The sequence below is a fragment of the Gemmatimonas sp. genome, assembly GCF_044376735.1.
Taxonomy (GTDB): domain Bacteria; phylum Gemmatimonadota; class Gemmatimonadetes; order Gemmatimonadales; family Gemmatimonadaceae; genus Gemmatimonas.
On sequence record NZ_JBILKJ010000027.1, the window covers coordinates 1 to 18,699 of the forward strand.

Sequence of the window (18,699 nt, forward strand, 5' to 3'; positions counted from 1 at the left end):
TTCGCCCACCAGACACACCGTTTCGCCACGGGCTACCGTGAACGACACGCCGTCGACGGCGCGCGCCACGCCGTGCGCCGCCGGAAAGGCGATCTGCAGCGCGTGCACATCGAGCAGCGGGCGATCGGGGGTGGTCGTCGAGTCGCGTGTGGCAGCAATCGTCACGGGCGCACGGTACGAGGAGAGGAGAAGGCGGGGGACGACGCTGTATCGGCGCCGCCGGTGGGCGCCGCGTCGAGACTGTGAACGTGATCCCATGCGAACCGCTCGCGCAAGGCGTCGCCGAGGGCATTGCAGGCGAGAACGGCGAGGACGGTGGCCAGCCCCGGAAACAGCGAGAGCCACCATTCGCTTTGCACCACCCCGGCGCCGTCACGCAGAATCGTCCCCCAGCTGGCCTGCGGCGCCTGGATGCCGAGGCCGAGGTAGCTGAGGCCTGCTTCCAGCGCGATCGTCCCCGCGACGCCGAAACTGGCGTTGATCACGAGCGTGGGCAGCAGATGGGGCAGCAGATGCCGCCAGAGGAGCCGGGGCCCGCGAACCCCGATCGCGCGGGCCGCCAGGGTGAATTCGCGCACGCTCAGCCCGCGCAGTTCATCGGTGACGAGCCGCGCGGTATCGAACCACCCCGTGAAGCCGATCAGCAGCACCAGAGCCGGAAAAGACAGCGTGCCCCAGAGCGCGCCCACGGCCAGCAGCACGAGCAACCGTGGAATCGACAGGGCCACCTCGAGCAGGCGTCGCATGGCCGTGTCGACGAGGCCACCGGCCAGGGTAGAAAGGGCGCCGTAGAGCGTACCGACCACCAGCGACAACGCAACGGAGAGGATGGCGAGCGCCAGCGACACGCGTCCGCCATCGAGTACGCGACTGAGCACATCGCGGCTCACCGCATCGGTGCCGAACGGATGCGCCAGCGACGGGGCCTGACTGCGCAGCGCGATGATGTCCAGTTGGGCATTCGGTGCGTACGGCGACAGCAGCGGGCCGGCCGCCACGACCAACACCAGCAGCGCGATCAGCACGAAGGCCGGAGAGCGACGGCGCATCACGGACGGCGCAACCGTGGGTCGGCGATGTCCCGCGCGATGTCGGCGAGGGCCGCACCGAATGCGGCGACGGCGCTGCCAAGAATCACGCCGGCCGACACGACCGGATAGTCGCGCGCTTCGATCGCGCGGATCATCGCGTAGCCCATGCCGGGCCACGCGAACACCCGCTCCACGAACACGGCGCCGGTGATCAGCGCCGGGAGCATCAGCCCGGTCACCGTGATCACCGGCAGCAGCGCGCTGCGCCACGCCTGACGACGCACGGCCGATTCGCTGAGCCCTTTCGCCCGCGCGGTGCGCACGAACGCCTGCGCCATGCTCTCCTGCATCGCATCGCGCTGGTAGCGCGCGAACACCGCCACGCCCACCAGCGAGAGCGACGTCAGGGGCAAGACCAGATGGCGCACCCGGTCCACGAGCTGCTCCCGCGCCGTCAGGTAACGGGACATTTCGTCGGTGATCCCGGTGGCAGGGAGCCAGTGCAGCTGATGTGCGAAGACGACGAGCAGGAGCAGCGCCACCCAGAACTCCGGCAGGGAATACAGCACGAGCAGCGCCGTGGACGTGGTCCGGTCACGGCGCGACCCGGCCCGCGCCCCTTGCCAGGCCCCGATGAGCATGCCGCCCATCAGACTCACGCTTAGCGCGCATCCCATCAGGACGAGTGATCTCGGCAGCGCGTCGGCCAGCACGGCGGCCACGGGTCGCTGCTGGTCGCGCGACCAGCCCAAGTCACCGCGCAGCAGCGACCACAGCCAACGGCCGTACTGCGTCGCGATCGAGTCATCGAGCCCGTATCGCGCACGGATCGCCGCGCGCAGCTCGGGCGCCACGCCTTCACCGAGGGCCGTGGCCGGATCGCCCGGGGCGAGCTGGAGCAGCACGAACGCGAGCGTGGCCGCGGAACAGACGACGGCCACGCTCTGCAGGACGCGCAGGGTCACGCGACGGGCGATCGTGCTCAGGGAGGCGTCCCCAGCCCGATACGATCGCGATCGATGCGCTGCGCCGGATCGACGCGCCAGTCGGCCAGCCCCACGAACCACCCGTCGGCCCGCAGCGGCGTGGTGATGAAGCGCCGGTTGATCGCCACGGGCGAGCGTTGCTCATACAGCCAGACGGCGGGCACATCGTCGTCGATCTGCTGAAACGCCCGCGCCCAGTATCGGCGGCTCGCGGTCGGATCGAAGGTGGTGAGCGCGCTGTCGAGCAGCGCATCGAACACGGGACTCGCATAGCGACCCGCGTTGGAGCTGCCGCGCGAGGCCCACGTCTGGGTGAGCCCCACCAGACCGGGGCTTGGCTGCCAGGCCCCGAGATAAGCATCGAACGCGTGCGAATCGACAGCGTCGCTCCACGCGTTGTTCTCGAGTACCTGCGGCATTGCCCGTACGCCGATGGCCCGATATTGCTCCTGCAGCAGCACCGCGTAGCGCTGGCGCGATGTGCTGCTGCTCGGGATCAGAATACTGAAGGCGAGTGGTACGCCATCGTGATCACGCACGCCATCGTTGTCACTGTCGACCCATCCCGCCGAATCGAGCAGCGCCTTCGCCGCCGCGACGTCGTACCGTAGCGGCGCGAAGGCCGCCGTATCCGGAATCAGGGCGCGCGGCGCCGGCGCGAGGGCCACCATGCCCAGCGAATCGAAGACGTTGCGGACGAGACGCTCGCGGTCGACCGCCATGTGCAGGGCGCGTCGTACGCGCACGTCGCCGAACATCGCGTTCGGGCGCGACGGGTCCGTGCGATCCCGGAAATTGAACCCGAGGAAGCCGTAGCTCAGCGCGCGGTTGTCGATCAGGCGCAACGATGGCGTGCGCGCCACCTGCGCCAGATTCTCCGGGCGCAGCTGCTCGAGGAAATCGGCCTCGCCGGCGAACAGCTTGACGGTCGAGGCGCCGAAGTCGGGCGCGATGCTCCAGATCACCCGATCCAGCTTTGCCCGCCCGCGGGCGTTGGCGGTATCGGCGATGATCTCGATCCGCTGCCCGGGCTCCCAGCGCGCAAAGCGGAACCGTCCCGTGCCGACCGGCTGGCGACCGAACGGCGCGCGTTCGAGCGCGGCCATGGGGATGGTGTCGAGCAGATGCGACGGCAACACGTACATGTGGTACGTGGCGTCGTAGAACTGCCGCGGCATGCGCCGCTTGAACCAGAAGACCGCCGTGCGGGGATCGCGCACCGACACCGAATCGATGTTGCCGAGCAGCGATTTCAGTTCGACCACCAGCGAGTCGCTCGTGTACACGCGGAACGTGTAGCGCACATCCTCCGCGGTCACCGGCTGCCCGTCGTGCCACCGCGCCAGCGAATCGAGGGCAAAGGCAATCGACAGCGAGTCGTTCGACCAGCGCCAGGAGGTCGCGAGGCGTGGCTGAAACCCTTGGTCGCCATAGGTCTCGAGTCCATCGCCGATGTCGGCGAGGCGGTCGAAGATCACGCCGACGATCGCCGCCCCCTGCGAGCCGGAGAGCAACGGCGGGAAGAGCGTCGACGGTTCGGCGGGCACCGTGACGATCATCGTACCGCCGGTCTCGCCGGTGGCGGCCGGCCGCTCACCCACTTCGCAGGCGGCGAAGGACAACGACAGGAGGCCAGCCAGCCAGCGGAGGTGGGGGAATCGCATGAGAGGCGGTGTGGCGAGAAAGACGGATCGCCCGGAGCGCGCAGCGATCACCCGAGCGTACGATGCCCGACGCGTGCTATCGGCGCCAGAGCCAGTCGTCGCTGCCGAGCGCCGCGCGATGCGACGCCACCCGCGCCGGGAAGTCGCGCGGCGGCGCGAACGGTTCGATCGTCACCGCCCGATGCGGCGTGGCCACGGTCGCGAGCGACGCGGCGAGCGCGTCCACCACGATGCTCCACGTGGCCTGCGTCGGTGCGCAGGCCTCCAGCGACGCCGCGGGTGGTGACGGCGGCAGCGCCACCTCGGCGGCGTCGGCGAGCCGCGCCTGATCGTCCGCCAGCAGAATGCTGCCGTGTTGCAGGTAGGCACCGCCCTGACGCCACACGGCGCTCCCCACCAGCTTCCGGCCGTGCACCGTGATCTCCCCGGCGGCCGGTCGGTCGAAGCAGACGGGCCCGTCAGGGGCAATCGCCGGCGCTTCGTGATCGGCCACCAGCTGCGCGGGCACGCCAAGCGACTGCACGGCGCGAAGCAGCACGTCGTTTACGGCGGCGTAGGCCACCCGCCACGACAGCCGTTCGTCGAGCGGCATGGCCACGCTGTAGGTCACTTCGCGGCTGTGCAGCAGGGCCCGGCCGCCGGTTGGACGACGCACGGCGCGGAACCCGGCATCGCGCAGCTGGTCGGACGAGAAGCGACCCTGGGTGCGTTCGTTCCGGCCGAACGAGATGGTTGGTGCGGTCCACGCGTAGCACCGCCAGACGGCGCATGCCGTGTCGCCAGCCAGCTCCAGCAGCGCGGCGTCGATCGCCATGTTGGTCAGACCATCCGACGCCGGTGAGCGCAGGAACGTCCACTCCCGGGGCATGACCCGCGCCAACCCGACCGCAGCGGCCGGTCCGGACTGGGGCGTCTCGGCGCCGATGGGGGGGACGACTCGGGAAGAACTCACGTTGGTTAAATTTACATTGTCACGGGCGAACCGCGCCTTGGTGGCCCCAACGATTTCACGACGCTTGCACGGGCTTGGCCCGTTTGAGGATGGTCATGGGCACGCGTAGCATCTCGTCCGCGCCGGTCGCGGTCGATTCGTTCATTCCGCGCCATCTCGGACCGAGCGCTGCCGAACAGCAGGCGATGCTCGCCGTGCTCGGCTACGACTCTCTGGATGCCTTCATCGACGCCGTCGTTCCCGAAAGCATTCGGTTCCGTGGCACACTCGATACCGGCCCCCAGCGCAGCGAAGCCGAGGTGCTCGGCTCGCTGAAGGCGATCGCGTCGCGCAACGCCGTGTACCGCTCGTTCATCGGCATGGGCTACTACGGGACGCACACGCCGAACGTGATCCTGCGCAACGTGATGGAGAACCCGGCGTGGTACACGGCCTACACGCCGTATCAGGCCGAGATCGCGCAGGGACGGCTCGAGGCGTTGCTCAATTACCAGACGATGGTGATCGACCTCACCGGGCTGGAGATCGCGAACGCGTCGCTGCTCGATGAGGGCACGGCCGCGGCGGAGGCGATGGCGCTCTGCTTCGGCTCGCGCGGGAGCGCGACGCGCAACGTGTTCCTGATCGGGAGCGACTGTCATCCGCAAACGATCGCGGTGGTGCAGGCGCGCGCTTCGGCGCGCGGGATCGTGGTGCAGGTGGCCGATCCACGCACGTTCGTGTTCAACGACACCGTGTTCGGCGTGCTGCTGCAGTATCCGGGCACCGATGGCGCCGTGATCGACTATCGCGCGCTGTGCGAGGCGGCTCACGACGCCGGCGCGCTGGTCACGGTGGCGAGCGACTTGCTTGCGCTGTGCCTGTTGGCGCCGCCGGGCGAGTGGGGTGCCGATATCGCCGTGGGCAACACGCAGCGCTTCGGCGTGCCGATGGGCTACGGCGGACCGCATGCGGCGTTCTTCGCCACGCGCGACGAGTTCAAGCGTCTGCTGCCCGGGCGCATCATCGGCCTGTCGCGCGACACCGAAGGCAAGCCCGCGCTGCGCATGGCGCTTCAGACGCGCGAGCAGCATATCCGTCGCGAGAAGGCCACCAGCAACGTGTGCACGGCGCAGGTGCTGCTGTCGGTGATGGCGGGCATGTACGCCGTGTACCACGGACCGCAGGGGCTCGTGCGGATCGCCGAGGGCGTGCATCGGCATGCCGCCACGCTCGCCGCCGGCTTCGAACGGCTCGGCTTCGCGATCACGCACGAGAACTTCTTCGACACCGTACGCGTGGAAGTCGGCGCGCACGGCCAGGACGATATTCTCGCGGCAGCTGCGGCGCATCGCATGAATCTGCGGGTGCTCGAGCCGGGCACGATCACCGTGGCTCTCGACGAGACCACGACGGAAGCGGATGTCGCCGACCTGTGGATGGTGTTCAACAACAACGCCGCGGTCGACTTCTCGTATGCCGACATCACCGCCGGCGTGGACACGCGCTACGACGAACGCTTCCGTCGCGTGTCGCCGTTCCTCACGCATCCGACGTTCCATCGCTACCACAGCGAGACGGAGATGCTGCGCTACATGTACGCCCTGCAGGCGCGCGACTTCTCGCTGGTGCACGGCATGATCCCGCTGGGCTCGTGCACCATGAAGTTGAATGCCACGGCCGAGATGATCCCCGTGACGTGGCCCGAATTCGGTCAGCTGCATCCCTTCGCGCCGACGGCGCAGGCCCAGGGCTATGCGCAGATGTTCGAAGAACTCGAGCGCGATCTGGCCCACGTGACCGGCTTTGCCGGCGTGTCGCTGCAGCCCAACGCCGGCTCCCAGGGTGAGTACGCGGGGTTGCTGGTCATCCGCGCGTACCACCTGTCGCGTGGTGACGCGCACCGCACGGTCTGTCTCATCCCACAGTCGGCGCACGGGACGAATCCGGCGAGCGCGGTGATGGCGGGCTTCTCCGTGATCGTGGTGAAGACGGACACCGACGGCAACATCGACGTGGACGATCTCCGCGCGAAGGCGGATGAGCATTCGGCCAACCTCGGCGCCCTGATGGTGACGTACCCGAGCACGCACGGCGTGTTCGAAGCACGCATCAAGGAGATCACGTCGATCATCCATGGGCACGGCGGTCAGGTGTACATGGACGGCGCCAACATGAACGCCATGGTCGGCGTGTCGCGTCCCGGTGATCTGGGTGCTGACGTGTGCCACCTGAATCTGCACAAAACGTTCTGCATTCCGCACGGCGGCGGCGGGCCGGGGATGGGGCCGATCGGCGTGGCCCCGCAGCTCGTGCCGTTCCTGCCCACGCATCCGGTGATTTCCACTGGTGGCACGCAGGCGATCGGCCCGATCTCCGCGGCCCCGTGGGGCAGCGCGAGCATCCTCCCGATCTCGTACGTGTACATCAAGCTGATGGGCGGTGAAGGCCTCGCGTTGGCCACGAAGGTGGCGATCCTGAATGCGAACTACGTGGCGAAGCAGCTCGAGGGGCACTATCCGGTGCTCTATCGCGGCCAGAACGGGTTGGTGGCCCACGAGTGCATTCTGGACACCCGTGGTGTGAAGAGCGCGTCGGGCGTCGAAGCGGAGGACATCGCGAAGCGGTTGATGGACTATGGCTTCCATGCGCCAACGCTGTCGTTCCCGGTGGCGGGTACACTGATGGTGGAGCCCACCGAGAGCGAGTCGAAGGCGGAGCTGGACCGCTTCATCGAGGCCATGATCGGCATTCGCGAGGAGATCGCGGCCGTGGAGCGCGGCGAAGCAGATCGCGACAACAATGTGCTCAAGCGCGCACCGCACACGGCCGCCCACGTCACCAGCGACGAGTGGGATCGCCCGTACACGCGTCAGCAGGCGGCGTATCCGACCCAGTTCACGCGTGAACGCAAGTTCTGGCCGTACGTGGGCCGCGTCGAAAGCGCGTTCGGGGATCGCAACCTGGTGTGCGCGTGTCCGCCGATCGAGTCGTACGCGACGACTTGAGGGTGGCGTGGTGAGTGGTGAGAACGGCGTGACTGCTTCGGTGGTCACGCCGTTCTGGCTATGGGCTCTGGGCTATGGGCTATGGGCGCTCGGCGGGCGTTGGTGTGCGCATAGTCGCGGCGCCGGGCGCGGGTCATCCCGTTCGCGGCCTTGCTGTGGCGGCGAACATGGGAGCGCCACGCAACGGCAGCGCGCCCGCCACAGAGGGCCGCTCACGGGAGGCCCGGCCCGGCAGCCGCTCGCATCGGCGTAGGGGCCGGGGCCGAGTTCCGCGCGCCGCACACCGAACGTCGTGATTCCGAAAAGTCCGCGACGGGATTCCATCCCCCGGTGTGACGTCGTCGCGTGGAGGCGGGGGAGTGGCAGGCGCGCACCACGGGCGAGTGGGGGCTCATCGCGGGCTGGGGTGTGGGACGTGGCCAGCCCCGCGGGATTGCTCATCCTCCGTGAACGGCGCTGGTGCCGACCCCAAGCCCCGCGAGGGGCGTGGGTCCGCTGAGCGGCCCTCTGTGGCGGGCGCGCCGACCGGGCGCGGCGTGCCGACGTTCGCCGCCACGGCAAGGCCGCGAAGGGGATCCCACGTTCCGACCGGGGCGGCCGCACACACCGAACCCGCCGAAAGCACGAAGGGCCCCGAGCACACAGCCCGAGGCCCCACGCACCACGATCCCGCCGAGAAACGCCTTACTCGCCCACCACGCCCTTGTACTCGGCAGCCGACAGCAGTCCCGCGTCACCGCCGGCCGCGACGCGCACCTTGATCATCCACCCGTCGCCGTACGGGTCGGTGTTGATCAGTGCCGGCTCGCCGTCGAGGCGCCCGTTGATCTCGACCACTTCGCCGGCCACCGGCATGTACAGCTCCGACACGGCTTTCACCGCTTCCACCGTGCCGAACACGTCGTGCGAGCCGTACGTCGCGCCGACCTTGGGCAGTTCGACGTACACGATGTCGCCCAACTCGCCCTGCGCGAAATCCGTGATCCCGATCGCTACGATCGCGGCGTCGTCGGTGGTGCGGATGTATTCGTGTTCCTTGGTGTAGCGCAGATCAGCGGGGATGTTCGACACGAGGACTCCAGAATGGGAAAGAAAACGGTCACAGTGAAGTATCCGCGGACGACCCGCGAAGGGGAAGCGCTTGAATCGTCTGCCAGAGTTCAGCGACGCGGGCCGGAAGCTGCTCTTTCGGACCGTCATTGTCGATGATCCACGTGGCGCCCGACCGTTTGCGCGCCGACGGCCACTGGGCATCGATCATCGCCTGCGCTTCCGCGCGCGGGAGCCCGCGGTCGCGCTGGAGTCGCGCCAGCCGCTCGGGTTCCGGCGCATCGACCAGAATCACGCCGTCGAAGGCGTGCTCGAGACCGACTTCGAACAGCAGCGGGATGTCGGAAATGACGACGGCGTCGCCGCGTTGCCTCGCGGCCGCCACGTGGGCGTCGCGGAGCCGACGCACGGCCGGATGTACGATGGCATTGAGGGCCTCGCGCGCGACCGGATCCTGGAACACACGACGCCGCAGGGCCGGGCGGTCGAGCGTGCCATCGGCAAGCAGCACCGAGGGGCCGAAGTGATCGACGATGGCCTCGAGGGCGGCCGAGCCCGGCCGCACTGCCTCGCGGGCCAACAGGTCGGCGTCGATGATCGTGGCGCCGTGGGCCGCGAGCAGTGCGGCCACGGTGCTCTTACCGCCGGCGATGTTGCCGGTGAGCGCGAGGTGAAGCATGCGGAAACTTACCACGAACGCCACAGGGCTCCGGAATCCCGGAGCCCTGTGGCACATCATCTCGCGCGGTGCGGCTACGCTGCTACGCTCTCGTGCATCTCGTCGTCCGATTCCGTGATCACGCGCCGCTTCTCGCGGTTCACGAGCAACTCCTGGATCACCCAGCTGGCGCCACCGTGCAGACGGATCTGATGCGGCGTGCAGCCGAGGTAGCGCTGGCACGTGTTGCGGAACGCGCTACCCGATGGGAAGTCGAGCGCACTGGCCACTCCGTCGGCGCTGCGGGAGCCGTCTTCCAGCATGCTGGCGGCCACGATCAGCCGCCCCCACGTCAGCAACTGGTGCGGTGGCGGCAACTCCGCCCCCTCCAGGCGCTTCGAGAGTAACCGGCGGGACACGGCGATGAGGCGCGCCAGCCCGTCCGGCGTCAGGCGCTCGTGCGCCCGCGTCACCGACAGCATCACGGAGTCACGGACCACGCTGCGCAGGCCGGCGAGATGCGGCCTGAGCAGGCTCGAGACGCTGCGCGCCTCTGCCTGATCCAGCAGCGCCGCGAGCATCTGCGGCGTATCCGTTTCCTCGGCGACCACGAGCACATCGATGCCGCACCGACCGGCGTCGAACATGTCCTTGCCACGCTCGCGCGTCATGTCCACGTAGGCCACCAGGGCCGCGCGTGGCAGACGAATGCGCAACTGGCGCACGCGCTCGAAATCCGCGCGGCCGTCGACGTATAAGTCGAAGACCACCACGTTGACCGGCCCGCGCTCGCAAGCGCGGGTGAGAGACGTCCAGTCCTCGCAAGGCACGAACCGATACCGGTCACGCGCGGCGGTACGCAGCCGCGCGAGCCGAGGCTCGTGTGCGAGGAGCGTCGCGATTACACCCATGCGACGATCCGTTCGGGGAAGAGGGGACTTGACACTGACATCACCCACATGACGCGGTGGGCTGGGCAATGGTCACTTTCGGTCAGCCTCTCGCCCCGGTCGGGCGGACGGTTACAGCAGTTGCTGCTGTCCGTCGGTGGGCCGCGGCACGATGTGGCAGGCGCGGCACCGTGCTTCGTAGGAGTCGGCGGCGCCCACCATGATGGTGGGCGAGTCGTACGGCGCCGGTTTGCCACCGATGAGGCGCTGGTTGCGGCTCGCCGGCGACCCGCACAACACGCAGATCGCGTGCAGCTTGTCGACCATCTCCGCCACCGCCATCAGCTGGGGCATCGGACCGAACGGTTCGCCGCGGAAATCACTGTCGATGCCGGCAAGGATCACCCGCCGGCCACGATCCGCCAGACTCGACGCCACCTGCACGATGCCGGCATCCAGAAACTGCGCCTCGTCGATGGCGATGACCTGCGCCATCGGATCGAGCCGCAGCAGGATCTGCGCCGACGAGTCGACCGGCATCGCCTCGAGGGTCCGCCGGTCATGGCTGGAGACGTTCCACAACCCGGCGTACCGATCGTCGAGATGCGACTTGAACACCTGCACGCGTTTGCGGGCGATGGTCGCCCGCCGTACACGCCGCAACAGCTCTTCGGTCTTGCCGCTGAACATTGAACCCGCGACCACCTCCATCCATCCGCCGGAGACCTGGAAGGTGCCGCTCATGGTCAGCCCTCGCTGCTCGGCTCGGTGTTCGGACGCGGCTTCCGGCTCGCATTCTGCATGCGGGCGCCACGCTCCGACCACTCGGCCCGCCCTTCCGCGCGCTCACGCACGGGACGGTCGCCGAAGGCCCGACGCTCTTCGTCGGCGCGCGGCGGACGATCGTTGCCGCCACGCGGCGGGGCACCACGGCTTTCGGGGCGCGGCCCACGATCCCCACCGAACGACGGGCGGGCCGGGCGATCACCGCGATCGCCGCCGCGGGGCGGACGGTCGCCGGCATCGCGACGTGGCGGACCGAAGGTGCGCTCGGTGCGGGGACCACGCGCCCCGCGATCCCCACCGCGCGGCGCGTCACCGCTCCGCTCGTCGATGCGGGCACTGAGCCGACGACCACGCAGCGACACCGCCCCCAGCGCTTGCACGGCCTTGGCCGCATCGTCGGCGTTGAGTTCGACGATGGCGTGCGATTCGAACAGCTCGACCTGGCCGATGCGGTCGCCCGGGATCCCCGCTTCGTTCGCGACGGCACCGACGATGTCACCGACCCGCACACCATCCCGCTTGCCAGCTGCGAGGAAGACACGCTGCTTGCCGTCAACGACGGGCGCATCCGGCTTGTGGCCGGCGGCGAGCGGCGTGCGCACGGGACCCGCTGTGGTCGCCCTGGTGCGCGCCGTCACGAGATCGCGACGCGCTCCTTCGTACAGCCGGAGCGCGGCGGCGGCCAACTCGAGCGAGTCATGCGTGTCGAGCAGCGGCGCGAGCAGCGCCATCTCGCTGGCCGACGTGCCGCCGGAGTTCGCGAGCGTGGTGCGCAGGGCGGCGCGCAAGGCCTGCACGCGGCTTTCCGCGTTGGCCTTGCGGGCGGCCGGCGTCCACGCCTCCGCCAGGCCGCTCGTCATGCGACGGAAGGCAGCGAGTTCATCGGCCATCAGCAGGGCGACGGCGTCCACCGGGCGCGACGCCAGCGCCTCCACCAGCGCGTCGTACGACGACGGCGACTCCCACAGCACGACCAGCGCGACATGCTGCGAGGTGGCCTGCCGCACGACTTGCACGTTCACACCGTCAACCACCATTCCCATGCGCGCGATCGCGGCGTGCGCCTCGCGCTGGCCGGCGTCGGTGGTGGTGACCACCACCACCGACGGCGGATCGACTTCATCAAGAATCGATCGCAGGGCGTCGGCGCGTCCCGAGGCGGAGGTGATCACAAAGCTCGGCGTCATCGCCAGCGGGGCGGTACCGGCCAGCATCGGCGTGAGACGACGGGCGCGACGCATCTGGGCTTCCAGAAAGGCGTCGATCTCCTCCGACTCGCTGTCGATGGTACCGACGCGCATCATGTCGTCGGGTGAATCGCCGAGCAGGGACAGCAGGGTATCGCCCATCTTGTCGGCGAGGATCTCGTCGAGGCTGAACATCACGAGCACCTGCAGCTGCTGCAGGTCGATGGCGGCCTCTTTGCGCAGCGCCAGCAAGTCGGCGGCGGTGCCGGTCACCACGGCCACCGGGCCTGCGGCGAGCACGCGACGGGCGCGCGTGGCGGAGGTCACGGGGACCACCCGCAGGCCGTCGTCGGCCAGCAGCACGCGCGCCTGTTCGGCCGCGCTCAGCGCCTGTTCCATGGTGGGGGTGATCATCAGGCAGGCCGGCGCGGCCGCGCCCTGCATCCGACGGCTGCGTTCGATCCCTGGACGCATGGCGGCGGTCATCATCCGTAGATCGGCGGGGCCCTGCAGCACCACGTGCTGGCTCCGCGTCGCCCCTGGCGACGTCTCTTCCCGTTCTTGCTCGCCCACGCCCCACCCCATCGATTGTCGGTCAGCCTGGCCGCCCAACGGCCAGGGATTGTTGCGCCCCTATGGCGCATCGCGTACCCGCGTAGCGCACCTTGTCGAGGCGCGCTTAATTGCTTCTTGCCCAGCCGTGAAAGGTACCCCAGTCCGGCCCCGAACTGCAGGGGGGGGGCACGCGTTTCTCTGGCATCCACCTTCGTTCCGCGTCTCGATCATGTCTCTGGTCTTTCAGCCGTCCGCGAACATCGCCCGCCTCAAGGAATCCGCGACGTTGGCGGTGGCCGCCAAGGCCCGGGCGCTCAAGGCAGCTGGGCAGGCGATCATCGATCTTGGCGCCGGTGAGCCGGATTTCGACACGCCGGCGTTCATCCGGGAGGCGGCCGTCGCCGCGATCGAAGCGGGGGCGACCCGCTACACGGCCACCGAGGGTATCCTGCCGCTCCGCGAAGCGATCGCCGCCGACGCCAACCGGTTGCGTCCGCAGGGGGCGCCCATCACCGCGGCCGAGGTGGTGGTGTCGAATGGCTCCAAGCAGTCGCTCTACAACGCGTGCGTGTGCTGCTTCGGCCCCGGCGATGAGGTGCTGATTCCGACGCCGGCGTGGACGAGCTACTACGAGATGGTGGAACTGGCCCGGGCGGTGTCGGTGCCGGTGTTCGGCGACGCGGCGAACGATCTCAAGGTGACGGCCAGTCAGCTGGCGGCCGCCGCCACGCCGCGCACGAAGGGCGTGATGCTGAATTCGCCCAGTAACCCCACCGGCGCGGTGTACACGCGCGACGAGCTCACGGCGATCCTGGACCTCGCGGCCGATAAGGGATGGTGGGTGCTCGCCGACGAGATCTATCTGCGGATCGCCTACGAAGGTGGCGCCCACTCGGCGCTCGAAGTCGCGCGGACGCGCGAGAATCTCATCGTGATCAACGGCGTCGCGAAGGCGTATGCCATGACCGGCTGGCGGATCGGCTGGACGATCGCGCCGGTGGCCGTCTCGAAGGCCATGACGGCGTTCCAGTCGCACACGACGTCCAATGCGGCGGCCGTCTCGCAGCATGCCGCTCTCGCCGCGCTGGCACGACAGGACGAGGCCGACGCCGCGGTGGCCCACATGGTCTCGGCCTTCCGTCAGCGCCGCGACGCCGTGGTGGCCGCCCTCGCCGCCTTCCCGACGGTGCGGTACGTCCATCCGGCCGGTGCGTTCTACCTGTACATCAACGTGGCCGGCTTTCGTGGGGCCGCCGACGCCGGGGCGGCGTTCGCCGCGGCCGTGCTGGCGGAGCACCAGGTGGCGGTGGTCCCCGGTGGCGCCTTCCTCACGCCCGACTGGATTCGCGCGAGCTACGCCACGACGGAGTCGGTGGCCGTCGACGGCGTGACGCGCATCGCCCGATGCCTCACCGGCGCCTGAGCGGACGCTCGACCACGCGGCGCGACTCTTTCCCGTTTCCGAGGCGATCATGATCACGACCATCGTGCTGGTGCAGGCTGATCCGAAGAGCATCCCCGTGTGTGCGACCGCGCTGGCGGGCATCGAGGGCGTCAGCGAGGTCTACTCGGTGTCCGGGGCGTGGGATCTCGTGGCCATCGTGCGGGTGCCCGATCTCGAGCGCATTGCGACCGTGGTCACCGAGGAATTCGCCAACGTGCCGGGCATTATCCGCACGCAAACGCTCACGGCGTTTCGCGCCTACAGCCGCCGCGATCTCGAGCAGGCCTGGGACATCGGCGTCGAGTAGTCGGCCCCCGGTGCCACCCGCGCGCTCACGTCACGCGTGGCAGCGTTGCCGCTCGTTGCGCAGGAGTTCGCGCCACGCGTCGGTGTCATAGCGCAGCACGATCGTGTAGAGGGGCGCGCCCTTGATCGCGAGGCCGAAGAACAACTCCGACGTGCCGTCGTCGTCTACGTCGAAGTGGTCGAGATAGCGATAGCGCGGCGGTGAGAGCTTGTTGCCGAGTGTCGTGTACGTGAACGTCGGCCGGTAGCCGTACACGCCCTGATTCAGCACGACGATGAGTTGTCGTGGGCGCTGTCCGATCGGTCGCACGCTGTCGGCGACGACCTCCGGATCGTTGTATTCCACCACGAGCGTCGGCCGCGGCCCGCTCCCGGTCTGGGCGACGTGCACGACGCGCTGGTAGCGCGTGATCAGCGACGGCGAAATTCCGGCGGCCGGTGCGATCAGCATGGGAATCGCGTCCAACGCGGCCTGCAAGTCGCTGGCCGACAGCGCCGCGACCGGCGTGGGGCGCGGGCGCGCGCCGCTCGAGAACAGCTCGACGTCCGCGGGAATGGACGCCGCCGCGCCGGGGAGCATGATGGAGCAGCCGCGGATCGTGTCCAACGGCGCGCCCTCCCACATCCCGCGCGTGGTGGCGACCGGCGGCAGCGCCCGGCCATCGCGATACGGCGTGAGCGGTTTTCCGGCGTGCAGGTAGTCGAGGTCGAACGCGCGCCAGCCGCGGTCGCTCAACGTGAGCAGCCGGAAGCCCTGCGATCCCATCGTGGCCAGCGGCACGATGCGGGGCCCGGCGCTGTCGCGCGTCACGCGGAATAACACCTCGGGATGGGTGGCGAGCAACGTGCTGTCGCCCTGCCAGACGGGATCGCCTTGGTCGGCTCTGAGCGCGTTCTTGACACGCTCCGCCGTGTCACAGGCCGCCCCGAGGAGCGCGAGCCCCAAGGGCAGGACACGGAGGGCCACGGCACGGCGTGTCCGCGCGGCGGTACCAGAAGGTCGGAAAAGTCTCACCTGCGGAGTTTCGTGAAGAACCGCCTCGAAGTCCACCTCCAGCTGACGCTGGCCCCCGACGGGACGCTGATTGTCTGGCGGCACCCGTCCCGCTAGCGTCACCCTCGTGACCGACGAACGCCCTCCCGACGACGCCTCGCTCCGCGGTGCCCTCCGATCGCTCCGCGCGCTGTTCGGCGACGAGGCACTGGTGGCGGCCGGCACTGGGCCGTCGCTGGAACGCATCGCCATGCGCAGCGATCCGCCGTCGGTGGCGACCAGCGTGCCGCTGGAGGCCCCCGGCGCGCGGCAGGTCGCGGTGCCGGCGGAGCCGCTGGTGGCCGCCTTTCTCGACGGGGTACAGCGCAGCCGCGTGGTGGGCTACCTGGCAGGCTCGCCGCTGGTCTATGCGTCGGTCGCGGCCGCCGTCCGGCAGCGCGTGGCGCGGCGACTCGACAGCTGGGGCGAGCCGCGGGTGCGGCGCGCGCTCTTCGTGTCGCGTGGCAAGCTCGGTGAGGCGGCATGGAGCCGGCTCGCGGCCTGCGGGGTCCCCGTGGTGGATATCACCGCGGATGTGTCGGACGACGCGATCCCCGTGCATCCGTTCGCGCTCCGCGCCCGCGCGCTCGATCTGGTCGCGCTGGAGCGGGAAGGGCTGGAGCGCCGCCTCGCGGCAGAGTGGTGTCGCCGTGAATCGCGATGGCTCTGGATCGACGGCGGCATCTCCGGCAATCTGGCGGTGGATGAACGGGCCACGGCCTTCGGCGTGGTGAAATCGCACACCACGCTGTACGGCAGCGCCGAGCAGGTGGAGGCGGTGCTCTCCCTCAAGGAGGGGGAACGCTCGCCGTCGTTCCTGGTCGGGCACCGTCCACGCCGCGCCGTGGCCAGTTGGTACCTGCGCCTGCGGACCGCACCGGGAGGTGATCCGCTCCATGGCCTGGTGCGCGTGGAGATCTCCCCGCCGGCCGACATGCTCGATCTGGATGGGATCACCGACGACGCGCGTGCCCGGTTGACCGCGCACTGCGATCGTCTCTCGGCCGGCATCCTGGCCGAACGCGCTCCGCTCTCGCTTCCCGATCCGCGATGGGATACCCTCACCTACGGCATTCATGCCTGTGAGATGTATCTCGATGCGCTCGTCGGCCTCTGACCTTCTTCGTCGTGACGCTGTGACCTCGCCCTCCGTTGTGCCCGCCGCCGCCTCGCTGCCGCTCGGTCGTGTCGTCGCGACGGAGAAGAAGCCGAACACGCCCCACGAGTTCCATTTCTGGACGGCCCTCGATGCGCCGATCGGGATCGGTACCATCGTGCGCGTGGAGGGGAACACGCCGGTCGACGCGATCATCCCGCGCGTCTACGGCGTGGTGGTGGAAGGTTTCAGTTACAGCGACCTGCAGTCGCCGCTGCACGATGTGCTCGGTTACGATGGGCGCCCCTCGCAGGGGCCGCTGTCGCACACTGATCGCACCGAGATCCGGCTGTACACCGCGTCGGTGTTGCGACACATCCCCGAGGAACCGCTGCAACCGGTGCCGCTCGGTGCGGTGTATCTGGCCGACGACGCCGACGTGGCCGTGGCCCTGCGCATGGACAGCTACATCACCGGGGCATCGTCCACCGGCATTCCCGTGGGGATGTATCGGGCCGGTGGCATGCGGTCGCCGATCTTTCTGGATGCCGACTTTCTCGTGGGGCCGGAAGCGGCGCACCTGAATATCTCCGGCGTGTCGGGGCTCGCCACGAAGACGAGCGCGATCGAGTGGCTGCTGCAGTCGATCTTCGCGCACTTCCCCGCGCATCGCGGTACGGTGGCGGCGGTGTGCTTCAACGTGAAAGGGCCGGATCTGTGCTTCCTCGATCAGCCGGGCAAACTGGAGCCGGCCGACCTCGAGATGTACGAGCTGCTCGGCGTGCCGCCCACACCGTTTCAGGATGTGCGCTACTTCGCGCCATTCACGGCGCGCGGCTTCGCGCTGAACACGCTGCGCTCGCATCCCGCGCTCGCCGACAGCGTGTCGCCGCTCACGTGGGGACTCGGTGAAGTGCTGCAGTTCGCCGAAGTGTTGCTGAACAAGGACGACATCGATGCGAAGGCGGATGCGCTGATCGACTTCATCCGCGAGCGGGTCGTGGGCAAGGATTTCGAGGAGCCCGGCTTTACCCGTACACACCGGGTGCAGTCGTTCGCCGATCTCGACGCCTGGTTTCGCGATGTGTTGCGCAAGCTCGAAGACTCCAACGGCGACACCTGGCGCACGCATCACGCCGCCACCGTGCGCAAAGTCCGGAACCGGCTGTCCAACCTGTCCACCCGCTGCGCAGGGCTGGTGACCGACGACGGCGCCGTCTCGGATCTGCCCTTCGGGAGCTTTGTGGATCGCGCGGTGTACGTGGTGGATGTCGCCAACGTGGAGGAGGACGCGCAGGATCTCGTCTTCGCCCGAGTGGTGTCCCGGCTGCGTGAACAACTCGAGCGGCGGGAGCTCGGCGTCGATCACGTCATCGTCTTCGTCGATGAGCTCAACAAGTATGCGCCGCACGATGGTCCCGATACCTATGTCCGCAAGATGCTGCTCGATATCGCCGAGCGTGGTCGGTACCTCGGACTCGTGCTCTTCGGCGCGCAACAGTTCCGCTCGCAAGTCCATCGTCGCGTGACCGGCAACGCGGGCACGGCGCTGTACGGGCGCATGGATGGCGATGAGTTGGCCTCGCCCGGCTATCAGGTGTTGAGCCCGGCGATCAAGGCGCGCATGGCCACCCTCGACAAGGGGCAGCTCATGGTGCGTCATCCGCATTTCACGCAGCCGGTGTTCGTACGCTTTCCGCGTCCGTCGGTGATGTCGGGACGTGAGGGCGTCGAACGCTTTCCGCAGGCGCCGGAGCCGTCGCTGGCGCAAGCGGTCACGCGCGAACTGCGTCGTCTCGACGACACCATCGAGCTGGGCTTCGTGCAACAAACCATCCTGCTGTACGACGAGCCGGTCGTGCTAGCGGCGCGTAATGCGGTGGTGCGCACCCGCCCCGACGACGTGAAGCGCGCCTTCACACGGGAGCTGACCCGCCGGGCGCGCCCGAGCGCGAGCGACGTCGAAGCCGTTACCCCGCGTCCGCGCGCCCTGCGGTCGTTCTCGCCAGACGAATACGGCGGATGACGGCGGGCTCCGGCGTTCGCGGATGGCCGAGTGTCCGAGTGTGTGGGG

The 18,699-nt window shown here is 69.0% G+C and carries 15 protein-coding genes; 5 read left to right on the plus strand and 10 right to left on the minus strand.

Annotation, left to right across the window (positions count from 1 at the left end; genetic code table 11):
- Positions 1-161 precede the first annotated feature (161 nt).
- From ACIRA7_RS06475 to ACIRA7_RS06490, 4 genes are all read right to left on the minus strand, one after another.
- Complete coding sequence (locus ACIRA7_RS06475) at positions 162-1,049, minus strand: ABC transporter permease (protein WP_396220029.1); 888 nt, start codon at positions 1,047-1,049, stop codon at positions 162-164.
- A complete protein-coding gene (locus tag ACIRA7_RS06480; protein WP_396220030.1) occupies positions 1,049-1,996 on the minus strand; it encodes an ABC transporter permease in 948 nt (315 codons plus the stop codon). The genes ACIRA7_RS06475 and ACIRA7_RS06480 overlap by 1 nt, the downstream gene beginning before the upstream one ends.
- Positions 1,997-2,013: 17 nt before the next feature.
- Positions 2,014-3,681 carry a peptide ABC transporter substrate-binding protein gene (locus ACIRA7_RS06485; RefSeq protein ID WP_396220031.1) on the minus strand — a complete coding sequence of 556 codons (1,668 nt, stop codon included), beginning with the start codon at positions 3,679-3,681 and terminating at the stop codon, positions 2,014-2,016.
- 76 nt (positions 3,682-3,757) lie between these two features.
- Positions 3,758-4,633 (minus strand): biotin/lipoate A/B protein ligase family protein, encoded by an 876-nt coding sequence (locus ACIRA7_RS06490; protein ID WP_396220032.1) that lies wholly within the window; start codon positions 4,631-4,633, stop codon positions 3,758-3,760.
- 89 nt (positions 4,634-4,722) lie between these two features.
- Here ACIRA7_RS06490 and gcvP point away from each other — a divergent pair, with 89 nt between their 5' ends.
- Positions 4,723-7,620, plus strand: coding sequence for an aminomethyl-transferring glycine dehydrogenase (gene gcvP / locus ACIRA7_RS06495; RefSeq protein ID WP_396220033.1), 2,898 nt, complete (start codon positions 4,723-4,725; stop codon positions 7,618-7,620).
- 684 nt (positions 7,621-8,304) lie between these two features.
- Here the strand turns inward: gcvP and gcvH are convergent.
- From gcvH to ACIRA7_RS06520, 5 genes are all read right to left on the minus strand, one after another.
- On the minus strand, positions 8,305-8,691 hold the full coding sequence (gene gcvH, locus ACIRA7_RS06500; protein WP_396220034.1) for a glycine cleavage system protein GcvH: 387 nt from the start codon (positions 8,689-8,691) through the stop codon (positions 8,305-8,307).
- A gap of 28 nt (positions 8,692-8,719) precedes the next feature.
- Positions 8,720-9,349 carry a dephospho-CoA kinase gene (gene coaE, locus ACIRA7_RS06505; protein WP_396220035.1) on the minus strand — a complete coding sequence of 210 codons (630 nt, stop codon included), beginning with the start codon at positions 9,347-9,349 and terminating at the stop codon, positions 8,720-8,722.
- A gap of 74 nt (positions 9,350-9,423) precedes the next feature.
- Positions 9,424-10,239 (minus strand): helix-turn-helix domain-containing protein, encoded by an 816-nt coding sequence (locus ACIRA7_RS06510; protein ID WP_396220036.1) that lies wholly within the window; start codon positions 10,237-10,239, stop codon positions 9,424-9,426.
- A gap of 111 nt (positions 10,240-10,350) precedes the next feature.
- Positions 10,351-10,962: a thymidine kinase gene (locus tag ACIRA7_RS06515; protein WP_396220037.1), complete on the minus strand. Its 612-nt coding sequence runs from the start codon at positions 10,960-10,962 to the stop codon at positions 10,351-10,353.
- 2 nt (positions 10,963-10,964) lie between these two features.
- The gene (locus tag ACIRA7_RS06520; protein ID WP_396220038.1) at positions 10,965-12,764 is read right to left on the minus strand and encodes a DbpA RNA binding domain-containing protein; all 1,800 of its coding nucleotides are present in this window, start codon (positions 12,762-12,764) and stop codon (positions 10,965-10,967) included.
- Between the two features lie 211 nt (positions 12,765-12,975).
- Between ACIRA7_RS06520 and ACIRA7_RS06525 the strand changes: the two genes are divergently transcribed.
- Positions 12,976-14,169: a pyridoxal phosphate-dependent aminotransferase gene (locus tag ACIRA7_RS06525; RefSeq protein ID WP_396220039.1), complete on the plus strand. Its 1,194-nt coding sequence runs from the start codon at positions 12,976-12,978 to the stop codon at positions 14,167-14,169.
- 49 nt (positions 14,170-14,218) lie between these two features.
- Positions 14,219-14,497, plus strand: coding sequence for an Lrp/AsnC family transcriptional regulator (locus tag ACIRA7_RS06530; RefSeq protein WP_396220040.1), 279 nt, complete (start codon positions 14,219-14,221; stop codon positions 14,495-14,497).
- A gap of 30 nt (positions 14,498-14,527) precedes the next feature.
- Here ACIRA7_RS06530 and ACIRA7_RS06535 read toward each other — a convergent pair whose 3' ends face one another.
- A complete protein-coding gene (locus ACIRA7_RS06535) occupies positions 14,528-15,463 on the minus strand; it encodes a hypothetical protein (RefSeq protein ID WP_396220041.1) in 936 nt (311 codons plus the stop codon).
- 154 nt (positions 15,464-15,617) lie between these two features.
- On the opposite strand from ACIRA7_RS06535, the gene ACIRA7_RS06540 reads away from it, so the two are divergent.
- A complete protein-coding gene (locus ACIRA7_RS06540; protein WP_396220042.1) occupies positions 15,618-16,646 on the plus strand; it encodes a hypothetical protein in 1,029 nt (342 codons plus the stop codon).
- A 19-nt stretch (positions 16,647-16,665) separates the two neighbouring features.
- Positions 16,666-18,651, plus strand: coding sequence for an ATP-binding protein (locus ACIRA7_RS06545; RefSeq protein WP_396220043.1), 1,986 nt, complete (start codon positions 16,666-16,668; stop codon positions 18,649-18,651).
- Positions 18,652-18,699: the final 48 nt, after the last annotated feature.

Bases quoted from the DNA above. Each gene is read 5' to 3' on its own strand.
- ACIRA7_RS06525 (WP_396220039.1), top strand. From the start codon at position 12,976: ATGTCTCTGGTCTTTCAGCCGTCCGCGAACATCGCCCGCCTCAAGGAA.
- ACIRA7_RS06475 (WP_396220029.1), bottom strand. From the start codon at position 1,049: ATGCGCCGTCGCTCTCCGGCCTTCGTGCTGATCGCGCTGCTGGTGTTG.
- ACIRA7_RS06510 (WP_396220036.1), bottom strand. From the start codon at position 10,239: ATGGGTGTAATCGCGACGCTCCTCGCACACGAGCCTCGGCTCGCGCGG.
- ACIRA7_RS06515 (WP_396220037.1), bottom strand. From the start codon at position 10,962: ATGAGCGGCACCTTCCAGGTCTCCGGCGGATGGATGGAGGTGGTCGCG.
- ACIRA7_RS06530 (WP_396220040.1), top strand. From the start codon at position 14,219: ATGATCACGACCATCGTGCTGGTGCAGGCTGATCCGAAGAGCATCCCC.
- coaE (WP_396220035.1), bottom strand. From the start codon at position 9,349: ATGCTTCACCTCGCGCTCACCGGCAACATCGCCGGCGGTAAGAGCACC.
- gcvP (WP_396220033.1), top strand. From the start codon at position 4,723: ATGGTCATGGGCACGCGTAGCATCTCGTCCGCGCCGGTCGCGGTCGAT.
- ACIRA7_RS06485 (WP_396220031.1), bottom strand. From the start codon at position 3,681: ATGCGATTCCCCCACCTCCGCTGGCTGGCTGGCCTCCTGTCGTTGTCC.